12 protein-coding genes are annotated in these 14,440 nt (G+C 77.3%); 4 read left to right on the forward strand and 8 right to left on the reverse strand.

Annotated elements, in window-relative coordinates:
* Position 1: 1 nt before the first annotated feature.
* The 5 genes from ACI78R_RS01925 to ACI78R_RS01945 all read right to left on the reverse strand — a co-directional run bounded on the left by ACI78R_RS01925 (position 2) and on the right by ACI78R_RS01945 (position 5,177).
* The gene (locus ACI78R_RS01925) at positions 2–607 is read right to left on the reverse strand and encodes a response regulator transcription factor (protein WP_336030845.1); all 606 of its coding nucleotides are present in this window, start codon (positions 605–607) and stop codon (positions 2–4) included.
* Positions 604–1,818 (reverse strand): sensor histidine kinase, encoded by a 1,215-nt coding sequence (locus ACI78R_RS01930; RefSeq protein WP_457039464.1) that lies wholly within the window; start codon positions 1,816–1,818, stop codon positions 604–606. The genes ACI78R_RS01925 and ACI78R_RS01930 overlap by 4 nt, the downstream gene beginning before the upstream one ends.
* 41 nt (positions 1,819–1,859) lie before the next feature.
* Positions 1,860–2,675 carry an ABC transporter permease gene (locus ACI78R_RS01935; RefSeq protein ID WP_457039465.1) on the reverse strand — a complete coding sequence of 272 codons (816 nt, stop codon included), beginning with the start codon at positions 2,673–2,675 and terminating at the stop codon, positions 1,860–1,862.
* Between the two features lie 24 nt (positions 2,676–2,699).
* Positions 2,700–3,647 carry an ABC transporter ATP-binding protein gene (locus ACI78R_RS01940; protein WP_083628703.1) on the reverse strand — a complete coding sequence of 316 codons (948 nt, stop codon included), beginning with the start codon at positions 3,645–3,647 and terminating at the stop codon, positions 2,700–2,702.
* A gap of 168 nt (positions 3,648–3,815) precedes the next feature.
* The gene (locus ACI78R_RS01945; protein WP_457039466.1) at positions 3,816–5,177 is read right to left on the reverse strand and encodes an MFS transporter; all 1,362 of its coding nucleotides are present in this window, start codon (positions 5,175–5,177) and stop codon (positions 3,816–3,818) included.
* Between the two features lie 243 nt (positions 5,178–5,420).
* Between ACI78R_RS01945 and ACI78R_RS01950 the strand changes: the two genes are divergently transcribed.
* The 4 genes from ACI78R_RS01950 (at position 5,421) to ACI78R_RS01965 (ending at position 10,126) form a co-directional block, all read left to right on the forward strand.
* The gene (locus ACI78R_RS01950; RefSeq protein ID WP_457039467.1) at positions 5,421–6,173 is read left to right on the forward strand and encodes a 3-hydroxybutyrate dehydrogenase; all 753 of its coding nucleotides are present in this window, start codon (positions 5,421–5,423) and stop codon (positions 6,171–6,173) included.
* 17 nt (positions 6,174–6,190) lie between these two features.
* On the forward strand, positions 6,191–8,128 hold the full coding sequence (locus ACI78R_RS01955) for a helix-turn-helix domain-containing protein (protein WP_457039468.1): 1,938 nt from the start codon (positions 6,191–6,193) through the stop codon (positions 8,126–8,128).
* A gap of 283 nt (positions 8,129–8,411) precedes the next feature.
* Positions 8,412–9,305 (forward strand): 3-methyladenine DNA glycosylase, encoded by an 894-nt coding sequence (locus ACI78R_RS01960; protein ID WP_457039469.1) that lies wholly within the window; start codon positions 8,412–8,414, stop codon positions 9,303–9,305.
* Positions 9,302–10,126, forward strand: a complete 825-nt coding sequence (locus ACI78R_RS01965; protein ID WP_457039470.1) for a tyrosine-protein phosphatase — start codon at positions 9,302–9,304, stop codon at positions 10,124–10,126. The genes ACI78R_RS01960 and ACI78R_RS01965 overlap by 4 nt, the downstream gene beginning before the upstream one ends.
* 4 nt (positions 10,127–10,130) lie before the next feature.
* Here ACI78R_RS01965 and ACI78R_RS01970 read toward each other — a convergent pair whose 3' ends face one another.
* From ACI78R_RS01970 to ACI78R_RS01980, 3 genes are all read right to left on the reverse strand, one after another.
* On the reverse strand, positions 10,131–12,245 hold the full coding sequence (locus ACI78R_RS01970; RefSeq protein WP_457039471.1) for a diguanylate cyclase domain-containing protein: 2,115 nt from the start codon (positions 12,243–12,245) through the stop codon (positions 10,131–10,133).
* A 171-nt stretch (positions 12,246–12,416) separates the two neighbouring features.
* A complete protein-coding gene (locus ACI78R_RS01975; protein WP_175562895.1) occupies positions 12,417–12,569 on the reverse strand; it encodes a hypothetical protein in 153 nt (50 codons plus the stop codon).
* A 160-nt stretch (positions 12,570–12,729) separates the two neighbouring features.
* Positions 12,730–14,424: a putative PEP-binding protein gene (locus tag ACI78R_RS01980; protein ID WP_457039472.1), complete on the reverse strand. Its 1,695-nt coding sequence runs from the start codon at positions 14,422–14,424 to the stop codon at positions 12,730–12,732.
* Positions 14,425–14,440: the final 16 nt, after the last annotated feature.

Genomic DNA, 14,440 nt, shown 5'->3' on the forward strand with positions numbered 1-14,440 from the left:
CTCAGATCCAGCCGTGACGGCGGGCGACCTCGACGGCGACGTGCCGGTTGGCCGCGCCGAGCTTGCCCGCCGCCGAGGACAGGTGGTTGCGCACCGTCCCCGGTGACAGGTGCGCCCGCGCGGCGATCTCCTCGACCGGCGCCCCACCGGCGGCGAGCTCCAGCACGTCGGCCTCGCGCGGCGTCAGCGGGCTGTCCCCCGCGCTGATCGCCTCGGCGGCGAGCTCGGGGTCGACGTAGCGGCCGCCGCGCGCCACGGTGCGCACGACGTCGGTGAGCACCGCGGCGGGCACGGTCTTGGGCAGGAACCCGCGCACGCCCGCGGTGAGCGCCCGCTTGAGGTGCCCGGCCCGCCCGTGCCCGGTGACGATCACGACCGCGCAGCCGGGCACCAGGCCCTGCAGCTGGGCGGCCACGGAGATGCCGTCGAGGTCGGGCATCTGCAGGTCGAGCACCGCGACGTCGGGCGTGTGGCGGCGGGCCATCGCGAGCGCCTCGTCGCCCGACGCCGCCTGCGCGACCACCTCCAGGTCGTCCTCCAGCGCCAGCAGGGCCGCCAGCGCCGAGCGGATGAGGTTCTCGTCGTCGGCGAGCAGCACGCGGATCACGGCACCTCCTCCACGGCCGGCACGCGCGCCGGCACCCGGGCCACGACGACGAACCGCTCGCCCACCGGCCCGGCCGACAGCTGCCCGGACGCCGCCGTCAGCCGCTCGGCCAGGCCGCGCAGCCCGCTGCCCCAGTCCGCCCCGGCGCCGGTGACGCCGTCGTTCTCCACCCGCAGCTCGACAGGGTCGCCGGGGACGAGGGTGATCGTGCAGGTGCCGGCCGAGCTGTGCCGCAGCACGTTGGTGACCGCCTCGCGCACCACCCAGCCCAGCGCCGCCTGCGCCGCCGCCGACAGCGTGGTGCCGGCCTCCTCGCCGCGCACGGTGCAGGCGATGCCGGCGGCGCGCAGCACCGAGCGGGCACCGGCGAGCTCGCCGGCCAGGTCGGTGGAGCGGTAGCCGCGGACGACGTCGCGCACCTCGCGCAGCGACTCCTCGGCGATCCGGCTGATGTCGGCCACCTCGTCGGCGGCGCCGGGCCGGCCGCGGCGCACGAGCTCGCTGGCCAGCTGGCTCTTCACCGCGATCGCCGAGAGGTTGCGGCCCATGACGTCGTGCAGGTCGCGGGCGAAGCGCAGCCGCTCCTCGGCGACGGCGAGCTGCAGCTGCACGCCGCGGCTGCGGTCCATCTCGACGACGACGTCGAGGATCCAGACGGAGAACCGGAAGGCCAGGGTCGTCGCGGCCACCGCCACCCCGATCGAGACCGCGCCGACCACGGCGGCCGGCACCGCGCTGCCGTCGAGCAGCGCGACGACGGCGGTGAGGACCGTGACCCCGGCGGCGCCGGCCACCAGACGGCGGGTGGCGACGGTGACCGACAGCGCGAGCAGCACCTCGGCGCCGACGAACCCGACCGCCCAGGGCACCGCGGGCGAGGGCCCGCTCGCCGTCCCCGCGGCGCCGACCACGACCACACCGACGACGACCAGTCCGGCGAGGACCCCGACCGCGAGCGCCACCCGGTCGGGGCCGGCGGCGCGGTCGGCGAACCCGCGCCGGCTCAGCTGCACGGCGGCCGCCGTCGTCGCCAGGGTGGCGGCGAGGAGCAGCAGCTCCAGCCAGCGCGGGGCACCGGCCCAGTCCGAGGCCACGGCGAGGAGGCCGAACAGCGGCAGCGCGGCGAGGAAGGAGTAGTACGACCACCGGGTGTAGAGCTCGATCCGCTGGGGATCGCTGCGGCTGCGCCACCAGCGTGCGACGGTCGGCACGGCGCCCATGCTGCCGTACCGACCGTCGCGGGCGGGGTCGCTCACCGGCGCGGGGCCCACCGGAACACCTGGCGGGACACCGACGCGGCGACGGCGATCCAGGCGCCGAGCACCAGCAGGGGCTGCGGCGCGGCCGCCCAGGCACCGGCCCAGTCGACGGCCTGCCCGTCCCAGGTCTGCCCGGCGAGACCCAGGCGGGCGAGCTCCACGACCGGCTCCACCGGGGTGAACCGCAGCACCTCGGCGACGCGGTCGGGGAAGACGTCGAGCGGGTACAGCAGGCCCGAGGCCGCGGTGGCCACGAGCACCAGCGGCAGCGTGGTGATCTGCGCGGACTCCGGGGTGCGGGTGAACGACGTGCTGGCCACGGCGAGCAGCGTCATGAGCGCGGTCCCGCCGAGCAGCGCGAGCAGCGGCAGGACGACGTCGACCGGCGCCGCCCACTCGCCGATCACCGCGCTGCCGGCCAGCACGAGCACGACCTGGGCGACGGTGACCAGCAACGTCGGGACGGCGGTGCCCAGCAGCACCTCCGCGCCGCTGAGCTCGCCGCTGCGCATCCGCTGCAGCACCAGCTCCTCGCGGCGGGCGACGAACGTGGTGACCAGGTTGTAGTAGGTCAGGAAGACCAGCGTCACGCCGAGCGAGGTCACCACCAAGCGGGGACCGAGCGCGCCCTCGCCGCCGATGTCGGTGAGCGGGACGAGCGCGACGAAGAACAGCGGCAGCAGCAGCGAGTTGACGACGGCGGTGCGGTTGCGCAGCAGCAGCCGGGTCTCGGCGCCGGCCAGCGCCAGCGTGCGGCGCAGCCGGGACGGCGCGGGACGGGGCGGGGCGAGGACGGTGGCGGTGGTCATCGGGGCTCCTCTCGGGGGCGGGGGTCAGGAGGGGTCGGCGCCGTCGGCGACGGCCAGGAAGGCCTGCTCGAGCGAGGCCGCGCGGGCCTGCAGTCCGCCGAGGACGACGCCGCGCTCGGCGGCCTCGACGAGCAGGCGGGTGAGCACCGGCTGCAGCGCGCGGGTGTGCAGCTCCACCCGCGGGCCGTCCGAGACGACCTCGGCCCCGGGGACGGCGGGCAGCGGCGCGGCGCCGTCGGGCAGGGTGAAGCGGATCGTGGCCGGCTGGGTGGCGGCGATCTCGGCGGCCGTCCCGGACAGCACGATCCGGCCGGCCCGCATGACCGCGATGCGGTCGGCCAGCTCCTCGGCCTCCTCGAGGTGGTGCGTGGTGAGCACGACGGCGGCACCCTCGGCCACCCGCTGCCGGACCAGCGCCCAGACGGTGCGCCGGCTCTCCGGGTCCAGGCCCGTGGTGGGCTCGTCGAGGACGATCACCCGCGGGGAGCCGAGCAGCGCGAGGGTGAGGTCCAGGCGGCGTCGCTCGCCGCCGGAGAGGCTGCGGACGCGGACGTCGGCGCGGCCGGTGAGGTCCACCTGCGCCAGCGCCTCCTCGACCGGGCGCGGGCCGGTGAGGGTGGCCGCCCACATCGCGACGGTCTCGCGGACGGTGAGGTCGGCGGGCAGGCCGCTGGTCTGCAGCAGGACGCCGAGGTGCGGGCGGACGGCGGCGCGCTCCCGGACCGGGTCGGCGCCGACGACGCGCACCGTCCCGCCGGACGCCGGCGCCAGGCCCTCGAGCACCTCGAGGGCGGAGGTCTTGCCGGCGCCGTTGACGCCGAGCAGGGCGAACACCTCGCCGGGGTGGACCTCGAAGCTGATGCCCCGGACGGCCTCGACGTCGCCGTAGCGGCGGCGCAGGTCGGTGACCTCCACGACGGGGGCGGCACGGCCGGTCGCGGCCGGGACGGGAGCCGGGTGGGTGAGCGGCACGGGGCCTCCTCCTCGTGCCCCGCCGGCCGCTGGTCGGCCGGTCCTCCGGGGCACGTCCCCACGCTCCCGCCGACCCCGGCCCGGCGCGGGTGCCGTCTCTCACGACCTGGCGCCGGGCGCGCACGGGCCCCCCGTGACGCGTGTCATGGGGGGCCCGTGGACCGGGGGTCAGACGGCGGCGGTGCGGCGCTCCCCGGCGGAGGCCACGGCGTCGTCGGCGCCGAGGTCGCGCACCCGGGTCTCGCCGTAGGAGAGGACGGCGACCAGGGTGACGACGGCGCAGGCGGCCACGTACAGCGAGACCCGGCCCGGGGTGGGCTCGGAGAAGCTGCCGAGCAGCGCGACGGCGATCAGCGGCGCGGGGGCGCCGGCGATGACCGAGGCGAGCTGCGCGCCCACGGAGACGCCGGTGTAGCGGGCCTTGGTGCCGAACAGCTCGGCGAAGAACGCCGCCTGCGGCCCGTACATGGCGCCGTGGAACAGGAAGCCGACGACGAGGGCGAGCACGACCAGCCAGAAGCTCCCGGTCTCGTAGAGCTCGAACAGGGCGAACGCCCACACCCCGGTCCCGGCGGCGCCGAGCAGGTAGACCGGCCGGCGGCCGACCCGGTCGGACAGCGCGCCCCACAGCGGGATGGTCACCAGGTGCACCGCCGAGGCGACGAGCAGCGCGTTGAGGGCGAAGGAGGAGTCCAGGCCCAGCGCCTGGGTGAGGTACGCCGTCGTGAACGCCGTCAGGACGTAGAAGGACACGTTCTCCGCGATCCGGGCGCCCATGGCCACCAGGACCTCCCGCTTGTAGCGCGCGAGGACGACGGCGATCGGCGCCTGCTCGGCGGCACCGGTCTCGCGCGCCCGCGCCTCGGCGGCCCGCTGGGCCTCGAGGAACACCGGCGACTCGCTGACCGCCAGCCGCACCCACAGGCCGACGAGGATGAGCACGGCCGAGAGCAGGAACGGGATCCGCCAGCCCCAGGCCTCGAACGCCGCGTCGGACTGGAAGGCCGCGAGCAGCGCGAGCACCGCGGTGGACAGCAGCTGCCCGGCCGGGGCGCCGGCCTGCGGCCAGGACGCCCAGAAGCCGCGGTGCTCGGGGCGCCCGTGCTCGGACACGATGAGCACCGCGCCGCCCCACTCGCCGCCGAGGGCGAAGCCCTGCACGAGGCGGAGGAACACCAGCAGCAGCGGCGCGAGCGCACCCACCGTGGCGTAGGTGGGCAGCAGGCCGATGGCGAAGGTGGCGCCGCCCATCATGAGCAGCGAGACGACGAGCAGCTTCTTGCGGCCCATCCGATCGCCGTAGTGGCCGAAGACCAGGGCGCCGATCGGGCGGGCGGCGAAGCCGATCGCGTAGGTGCCGAACGCCAGCAGGACGCCGGCGAAGTCGGACGAGTCGGGGAAGAACAGCGGGCCGAAGACGAGCGCGGCGGCCGAGCCGTAGAGGAAGAAGTCGTACCACTCGACGGTGGTGCCGATGATGCTCGCGCCGACGACGCGGCCGAAGCGCCCTCGCTCTCGGGGTGCGGTCATGCGGGGTCTCCTGGGGGGACGTCGGGGTCCGGTCGTCCCGACGCTAGGAAGCCGATCGCGATCCGCCCATGTGGCCGGGGACAGTCCTGTGACGTGGTTCATGTGGTCCAGGCCCATGCACTCGCGCCGACGACCGGTGGCGGGGCACCGGGCACCCGGTGTGGCCGGACACCACCGCGACGGCGCCGAGTGTGTGGCCGCGAGCCGTGGGAGCCGCGGCGGCGGGGTCCTACCCTCGCCGCCATGGCTGCGCAGGACCTGGCGGGACGGCGGGCGCTCGTGACGGGCGGCGCCTCGGGCATCGGCCGGGCGGTCGCGGCCCGGCTGGCGGAGGCCGGCGCGGTGGTCGTCGTCGCCGACCGGGACGCCGCGGCGGCCGGGCGGGTCGCGGCCGAGGTGGGCGGCACCGCGGTCGCCGTCGACCTGACCGACCTCGCCGCCGTCGACGCGCTGGACCTCGACGTCGACGTGCTGGTCAACAACGCCGGCTTCCAGCACGTGGCGCCGCTGCACGAGTTCCCGCCCGACGTCTTCGCCACCATCCTGCGGCTGATGGTGGAGACGCCGTTCCGGCTGGTCCGCGGCGCGCTGCCGCACATGTACGCGCGCGGCTGGGGCCGGGTGGTCAACGTGAGCTCCGTGCACGGCCACCGCGCCTCGCCGTACAAGTCCGCCTACGTCACGGCCAAGCACGCGCTGGAGGGCCTGTCGAAGGTGGTGGCGCTGGAGGGCGCGGCGCACGGCGTCACGTCGAACTGCGTGGCCCCGGCCTACGTGCGCACGCCGCTGGTCGAGGGGCAGATCGCCGACCAGGCGCGCTCGCACGGGATCTCCGAGGACGAGGTGGTCGAGCAGGTGATGCTCGCCCCGGCCGCGCTCAAGCGGCTGATCGAGCCCGCCGAGGTGGCCGACGCCGTCGCCTGGCTCTGCTCGCCGGCCGCGGCCTCGGTCACCGGCACGTCGCTGCGGATGGACGGCGGGTGGACCGCCCACTGACGAGGCGGCCGGGCAGGATGCCGCACGTGACCCGGACCACAGCGCTGCCCGCCGACGGCGCTGGCCCGCCGCCGCGGGTGCCCTCCGCGGCCGCCGAGTACCTGCAGCTCGTCCTCGACGACGCCGCCGCGATCGAGTACGAGGGTCCGCTGGTGCGCGCCCGCTCGGGCGGCGCCGACCCCGAGAGCCTGGCCGAGCTCGAGCGGGTGCGGCTGCTGGCGCTGCAGGTGCGGGCCGCGTTCGCCGCCCGGCGGCGGCGCGAGTCGGAGCTCTCGGCGCTGTTCGACACGGCCAGCGACCTGGCCACCCTGCGCGGCGTCGACTCGGTGCTCACCGCGATCGTGCGGCGGGCCCGGCAGCTGCTCGGCACCGACGTCTCCTACCTGACCCTCAACGACGACGCCCGTGGCGACACCTACATGCGGGTGACCGACGGGTCGGTGTCGGCGCGGTTCCAGGCGCTGCGGCTGCCGATGGGCGCGGGCCTCGGCGGGCTGGTGGCGCAGACGGCCGCGCCCTACTCGACGGCCAGCTACTTCACCGACTCCCGGTTCCACCACACCGACGCGATCAACAACGGCGTGCGCGAGGAGGGCCTGGTCGCCATCCTCGGCGTGCCGCTGATCCGCGGCTCGCAGGTGATCGGCGTCCTCTACGCCGCCGACCGCACCGAGCGCACCTTCGACCGCTCCGAGGTGGCGCTGCTCGGGTCGCTCGCAGCGCACGCCGCGATCGCGATCGACAACGCCCGGCTGCTGGAGGAGACCCGCACGGCGCTCGAGGAGCTGTCCGCGGCGACCCGGGAGCTGCGGGCGCACACCGAGTCGGTGGAGCGGGCGGCCGGGGCGCACGACCGGTTCATCGACCTGGTGCTGCGCGGCGGCGGCGTGGAGGACGTGGCGGCGGCGGTGACCGAGGCGCTCGGCGGGCGGATCACCGTGCTCGACGAGGAGGGCCGCCCGACCTCCGGCGACGACGGCGCGCTGCCGCCGGACCCCGCCGGCGCGCTGGCCCTGGCCCGCTCGACCGGGCGCACGGTGGGCGACGGCGGGTGGTGGACCGCCGCCGTCACCGTGGGCAGCGACCTGCTCGGCGGCCTGGTGCTGCAGCGCGACGGTGACCTCGCCGAGGGTGACCGGCGGATCCTCGAGCGCGCCGCGCTGGTCACCGCCCTGCTGCTGCTCATCCGGCGGACGGCCAGCGAGGCCGAGGGCCGGGTGCGCGGCGAGCTGCTCGACGAGCTGCTCACCGTGCCGCTGCGCGACCCTGAGGGGCTGCGCGAGCGGGCGCGGCGGCTGGGCGCCGACCTCGACCGCCCGCTCGCGGTCGTCGTCGTCCGGGTGGAGGAGCGCTGCCGCGGGCGCGCGCTGGCCGCGGCCGGGCACCTGGCGGCCACCCGGGCGGGGCTGGCAGGGGTCCGCGACGGCCGGCTGGTGCTGTGCCTGCCGGACCTGGAGGCGGGCGAGGCGGCGGCGCTGGCGCGGCGGGAGGTCGCCGCGGCCGTGGGGCGGCCGGTGACCGCGGGCGGCGCCGGCCCGGTGCCGGGCCCGGCCGCGGTGGCCGCCGCGGCGGCGGAGGCGGCGCGCTGCGCGTCGACGCTGCTGGCGCTGGGCCGCGACGGGCAGTCGGCGAGCGCCGGGGAGCTGGGCTTCGTCGGCCTGCTGGTGGGCGAGGGGCGCGACGTGCCGGGCTTCGTGCAGGCGACGCTGGCGCCGGTTCTCGACTACGACGCCCGCCGCGGCACCGACCTGGTGGCCACGCTGCGGGCGTGGTTCGACACCGGCGGCTCGCCGGCGCGGGCCGCCGAGGCGCTCAACGTGCACGTCAACACGGTCACCCAGCGGCTGGACCGGGTGGGCCGGCTGCTCGGGCGGGGCTGGTCCTCGCCCGAGCGGGCGCTGGAGGTGCAGCTGGCGCTGCGGCTGCACCGGCTGACCGCGGCCGAGGACGGCTGACCGGTCAGCTCGGGCCGGCACCGCCCGGGACGATCGTGGTCACGATGTCGCTGCGCCTGCCGCAGCGGCGGCACACCTTCTGGTCCGGGCCGCGCAGGCGCTCGTCCTCGGGGTGGCGCTGCACGTAGGCGTGCAGCCCCAGGCGGCACCGCAGGGGCCTGCGGCTGGTCGTCGCGTCGCCGGCCGCGTTCCGGGCATGGCGATCGCCTCCTCGGCGGGGTGCCCAGCGTGGCAGCGTCCCGCGGTCCGCGGCAGGGCCGTGCGTCCCTCCTACCCTGGTCGGGTGCCCGTCGCCGTCCTGCTGCCCGCGGCGGAGTGGACGGCGCGTGCCGCGGCCCACGACGCGCGCGTCGAGCGCTGGACCGCCCCGCACCGCGAGCGCCGCCGGCGCGGCGAGAGCCACCCGGTGCTCGACTTCCTGTTCACCTACTACTCCCAGACGCCGAGCCGGCTGCGCCGCTGGCACCCGGGGCCCGGCGTCGCCCTGGCGCCCGGTGACGGCGGTCCCGCCCCGCACGCGGCCTGGCGCTGGTACGCCACCGGCGGCGACGGTGCGGTGACCCTCGACGTCGCCGCGTACCTCGCCGACCGCGCCGCCACCGTGCGGTTCGTCCGCGACCTGCTGGCGGCCACCGCGGCGCGGCCGGCGCAGACCGGCTGCCTCGGCCTGCACGAGTGGGCGATGGTGTACCGCGCCGACGAGCGCCGGCACGCGGTGCCGCTGCGGCTGGGCCGGGCGGGCACCGACGCCGTCGTGGAGTCCCACCCCGTGCGGTGCAGCCACTTCGACGCGTTCCGCTTCTTCACCCCGGACGCCGTCGGCCTCAACCGGCTGCGGCCGACGCGGGAGACGCAGGTCGCGATGGAGCAGCCGGGCTGCCTGCACGCCACGATGGACCTCTACAAGTGGGCCTACAAGCTCTCCCCCGCGGTGCCCGGCGAGCTGCTGGCCGACTGCTTCGCCCTGGCCGTCGAGGTGCGCGAGCTGGACATGCGGGCCTCCCCCTACGACCTGGCCGACCGCGGCTACGCGCCGGTGCGGATCGAGACGCCGGAGGGCAAGGCGGAGTACGTGGCCGCGCAGCGCGGGTTCGCCGAGCGCGCCGCGCCCCTGCGGCGGCGGCTCGTCGAGGTCTGCGACGCCCTCCTCGGGGCGCGCTCTACCGTCGGGGCGTGAGCTCACCGCACCCCGACCGCTGGCTGCGACTCGACGGCACCACCAACACGCGCGACCTCGGCGGCCTGCCGACCACCGACGGCGGGCGGACGCTGCCGGGCCGGGTGCTGCGCAGCGACAACCTGCAGACCCTCAGCGACGACGACCTGCGCCGGCTGGCCGAACTCCCGCTGCGCGACGTGATCGACCTGCGCACCACCGCTGAGGTGCTGCTCGAGGGCCGGGGGCCGCTGCGCTCGGTGGAGGGCGTCACGCACCGGCACCTGAGCCTGCTGCCGGAGAAGGGCCGCCACACCGACGTCTTCGCCGTCGAGGAGGACGACCTCCCGGAGCTGCCGGCCGACTGGGTGGAGACGCTGCTGCCGCGGCAGACCACCGAGGCCGACGAGGTGGAGCCGCCGGCCGTGCGCGCCTACCTCGGCTACCTGCACCACCGGCCGGAGAACGTGCTGGCCGCGCTGCGGGTGATCGCCGGCGGCGAGGGCGCGGCGGTGGTGCACTGCGCAGCGGGCAAGGACCGCACCGGCGTCGTCGTCATGTTCACCCTGGCCGCGGCCGGGGTGCCCGAGGAGGAGATCGTCGCCGACTACGCGCTGACCGCCGAGGTCATCGAGGCGCTGGTGGCCAAGCTGCGGAGCTCGCCGACCTACGCCGAGGACATGACCCGGCGCGACGTCGCGAGCCACACCCCGCGCGCGGAGACGATGCGGCGGCTGCTGGAGGTCCTGCACGAGCGGCACGGCGGGCCACTGGGCTGGCTCACCGAGCACGGCTTCGGCCCCGACGAGCAGGCCGCCCTGCGGGCCCGGCTGCGCGACTGACGCCTCAGGTCGCCGAGCGGGGCTCGGGCGCCGGCGGCCGGTCGCGGTGCTTGGTGCGGTACATCGCCGCGTCGGCCTCGCGCAGCAGCCGCTCGGCCACGGCGCGCGGGTCGGCGGCCTCCCCGGAGTGCACGGCCACGCCGGTGCTCGTGCCGACGTCGACCGGGATGCCGTCGAGCCGGAACGGCTCGTCGAACGCCGCGGCGACCCGGGCGACCACGCCGTCGGCGGCGCCCGGCCCGGCCAGCCGGGGCACCAGGACGGCGAACTCGTCGCCGCTGAGCCGGCCGATCGTGTCGCCGGGCCGGACGGCGGCGCGCAGCCGGGCCGACACCTGACGGAGCAGCTCGTCGCCGGCGGCGTGGCCGAGGCCGTCGTTGACCGCCTTGAACCGGTCGAGGTCGCTGAACAGCACGGCGACGTGACCGCCGGCCGGAGAGGCGGCGAGCGCCTCGACCAGCCGGTCGCGGAAGAGCACCCGGTTGGGCAGCCCGGTCAGCGCGTCGTGCGTGGCCTGGTGGCGCACGGTCTCCAGGAGCCGGGCCTTCTGCAGCGCCGTCGAGGCCTGGTCTCCCACGCCGCGCAGGCGGGTGAGCACCTCGCCGTCGAGGGCGTCGGCGGTCTGGCCGGCGGCCCAGCTGGCGGTGACCACGCCGAGGAAGGTGGCGCCGGCCTGTAGCGGCAGGGCGACGACGTCGGTGAGGTCCAGCGCGGTGAGCAGCTCCCGCATCGGCGCGCTGGACCCCCGCGCGGTGAGGACGCGGGGCTCGCGGTCGGTGAGCATGGCGAACAGCTCGGGGACGTCGGCGGCGCGCAGGTCGGCCGCGCGCAGCACCCGCTCCTGGGCGGGCGCGAGCCCGTCGCACGCCGCCGCCCGGAGCACCGCCCCCGCGGGGTCCCACAGCAGCACGCCGGAGCTGCCGCAGCCGACGATGCTGGGGAGCGCGCGGGCGACGACGTCGGCGACCGCGGGCGCCTCGGCGGCCTGCGCCAGGCCGTGGGCCAGGTCCAGGAGCGCGCCCGCGCGCCGGGCCTCGGCACGGCTGGTCTCCAGCGCCATCACCATGTCGAGGGCGGCGGCCACGTGACCGGCGTAGGCGGCGAGCATGGCCCGCTCGTCGCCCAGGCCGCCGTCGGCCCGGCCGAGAGCGGCCAGCCGGCCGTGGGTGCGCCGCGCGGAGGCGACGTCGACGACGACGGAGCCCGGGCCGAGGTCCTCCCCGGCGAGCAGGCGGGCGGCGAGACCCGGGACCTCCGCCGCGGGGAGGCCGGCGCTGTGCACGAGGGGGGCGCCGCCGTGCGGTGAGGCGACGGCGAGCAGGTAGGCGGGTGCCAGGACGGCCGCGGCGGCGCGCTCGACGATGCGCGGGAGGACGGTGCCCAGGTCCTCGCCGTCGACGAGGTCGGTGGCCGCGGACTGCAGGGCCCGCACCTGGTCGCGCAGGGCGGCGAGCTCGGGGTCGCTCCCGGCGCGGCGGCGCCACGGCAGCCGCGACCGCCGGTCCCAGGACAGGGAGTAGACGCAGGCCGGGTGCCCGTCGGACTCGCACTCCTCGTGCACGACGCGCGCGGGGGCCAGCCCGAAGACGGTGGGGACCATGGTGATCAGGCCCCGGGCGTAGTCGCAGTCCAGCCGCGAGTGCACGTGGCCCTCGTGCAGCCGGTAGCGGAGGGTGGCCGAGGTGGCGTCGGCGTCGAGCACCTCCATCGTGGAGGTGGTGGAGAAGTTGGCGACCGCGCGCGGGAGCCTCGCGTAGACCTGCCGCGGGGACCCGAGGGCGCGCACCAGCACGACCACGCTCGCGTTCAGGCCTGCGCGCAGCGACTCCGCGCCCACGCGGAACATCACGCCGGGGTCGCCGAGCACCTCGGTCGCCGCGGTGAACAGCCGGATGCGGGTGTCGTAGCTCGTCCAGGTCGACGGGAGGCTCAGCTCGGCCGCGCTGAACGGCACGCCCGCCCGGCGCAGCAGCTCCTCCACCCCCGCCTCGCCGGCGTGCGCGCGGACGAAGGACAGCACGAGCCCGGTCGTGGCGCCCGACGTCTCGCGGGCCTCCCCGGCCGCGTGGCCCGTCCCGCCGCCCCGCGGCTCCCCCGGCTCCCCGTGCGCTCCCGTCACGGGCGGGTCATCGGCACGACGCGCGGGCCGGTTGAGCCGCCGACCCGAAGGGGGGAGGCCGGCCGGAGGTCCCCGAGAGGACGGCCCGGGCGCCCCCGGACAGCAGTCGGCCCCGGGCTGCGGAGCAGACCGGGGCCGTGCGGATCGCGTCCCTCCGGGGGACGCCGCGCGTCAGAAGTCGCGGGTGTGGAACGCGCTGCTGTTGGCCATCGTGAGCAGCTCGTCGCGCATCGCCGGGCTGCTGCTGCGCGCGAGCGCACGGTCCAGCGCGCGCCGCGTACGAGCCGCCTGCCGACGCTGCCGCCAGGTGGTCGTGATCGACATCTCGTCGTCTCCTCTTTCGGTGCCGGTGTGGGGTGCACCTGTAGTAAAGCAGGCACGGGCCACATCATTCCGACGATCCGTAGGGAGTGTCGTCACATCTCCGACGATCGTTCACCCCTGAGGGTGGGGCGGGCGACCTCCCGGCCACCCGCCCGACGCCTCAGCCCCGGGATAGCGCGGCGCGGGCCGCGGCCCGCGCGGCCCGCGGGTCGTCCGCGGCCAGCGCGGCATCGGCCGCCTCCCGGCAGGCCGCGGAGTCGACGGTGGCCAGCCGGGCACCGACCCCGGCCACGGCCGGCGCGGCACACGACAGCGAGGTGACGCCGAGTCCGGCGAGCACGCAGGCCAGCAGCGGGTCGGCCGCCGCCTCGCCGCAGACGCCGACCGGCTTGCCGGCGCGGCGGCCCGCGGCCGCGGTGGCCGCCACCAGCGCGAGCAGCGCCGGCTGCCAGGGGTCGGTCAGGTCGGCGAGGTCGGCGGAGAGCCGGTCGGCGGCCAGCGCGTACTGCGACAGGTCGTTGGTGCCGATCGACAGGAAGTCGACGTGCTGCAGGAACCGGTCGGCCAGCAGCGCCACCGACGGCACCTCGACCATGATCCCCGGCACCAGGCCGCGGTCGCGCACCCGTGCGGCGAAGTCCTCGGCCTCCCCGACGGTGGCCACCATCGGCGCCATCACCCACGGCGTGCTGCCGGTGCGGCGGGCGGCCTCGGCGACGGCGTCGAGCTGGCGGTCGAGCAGCCCCGGGTCGCGGCGGGCCACCCGCAGGCCCCGAACGCCGAGGGCGGGGTTGGCCTCCTCCGGCGGCGTCGCGAACTCCAGCGGCTTGTCGGAGCCGGCGTCGAGGGTGCGCAGCACCACGCGACGGCCCGCGGCGGCCTCGAACACCTCGGCGTAGCCGGCCGCCTGCTCCTCGACGGTCGGCTCGGCGGCGCGGCCGAGGAACGCGAGCTCGGTGCGGAACAGGCCCACCCCCTCGGCGTGGGCGGCCATCGCCGCGCGCGTGCCGGCGCCGTCCTGCACGTTGGCGTAGACGGGCACGGCGATCCCGTCGCGGGTGGCGGCCGGGCCGCGGTAGCCGGCCAGCGCCTCGGCGGCGCGGCGGGCGGCCTCCACCTGGGCACCGGCGGACGACGGCTCCGGGTCGACGGTGACCGTGCCCTCCTCGGCGTCGAGCAGCACGGTGGCGCCCTCGGGGACGGCGTCGAGGCCCTCGACCGCCACGACCAGGGGCAGGTTGAGCTGGCGGGCGATGATCGCGGTGTGGCTGGTCGTGCCGCCCAGCCGGGTGGCGAGGCCCAGGATGCGTGCCGGGTCGAGGCCCGCGGTGTCGGCGGGCGCGAGGTCGTCGGCGAGCAGGACCGACGGGGTGTCGGGGGCCGGCGCCCCGGGCTCGCCCTGGCCGGTCAGCTCGGCGACGACGCGGTCGCGCACGTCGCGCACGTCGGTGACCCGCTCGGCCATGACGCCGCCCAGCGAGGTGAAGACGTCGACGAACTGCTGGGCGGCCTGCACGGTGGCCACCGCGGCCGGGACCCCGGTGGCGATCCGCTGCTCGACGGCGCCCAGCAGGCCGCGGTCACGCGCCAGCCCCGCCGTCGCCGACAGCACCTCCGCGGTCATCCCGGTGGCGGCCGCGGCCCGCGCCGCCAGCCGGCCGGCGACCGCGTCCGCGGCGGCGGTGAAGCGCGCCCGCTCCTCCTCGCGCGCGGCCTCGGGCAGCGTCTCCGCGGACGCCGCGTCGGGCAGGCGCACCGCGCCGGCCGGGCGCACGACCGGGCCGAGGACGACACCGGGGACGACGGGCGTGCCCGTCAGCGGGGTGGTGGCGCGGCTGGTGGTGGTGCTGGACATGCGGACCTCCACGTCG

The organism is Geodermatophilus sp. SYSU D01106 (genome assembly GCF_054049995.1).

Coding starts and splice junctions, on each gene's coding strand:
- ACI78R_RS01935 (WP_457039465.1), bottom strand. CDS start 2,675: ATGACCACCGCCACCGTCCTCGCCCCGCCCCGTCCCGCGCCGTCCCGG.
- ACI78R_RS01945 (WP_457039466.1), bottom strand. CDS start 5,177: ATGACCGCACCCCGAGAGCGAGGGCGCTTCGGCCGCGTCGTCGGCGCG.
- ACI78R_RS01950 (WP_457039467.1), top strand. CDS start 5,421: ATGGCTGCGCAGGACCTGGCGGGACGGCGGGCGCTCGTGACGGGCGGC.
- ACI78R_RS01955 (WP_457039468.1), top strand. CDS start 6,191: ATGCCGCACGTGACCCGGACCACAGCGCTGCCCGCCGACGGCGCTGGC.
- ACI78R_RS01975 (WP_175562895.1), bottom strand. CDS start 12,569: ATGTCGATCACGACCACCTGGCGGCAGCGTCGGCAGGCGGCTCGTACG.
- ACI78R_RS01980 (WP_457039472.1), bottom strand. CDS start 14,424: ATGTCCAGCACCACCACCAGCCGCGCCACCACCCCGCTGACGGGCACG.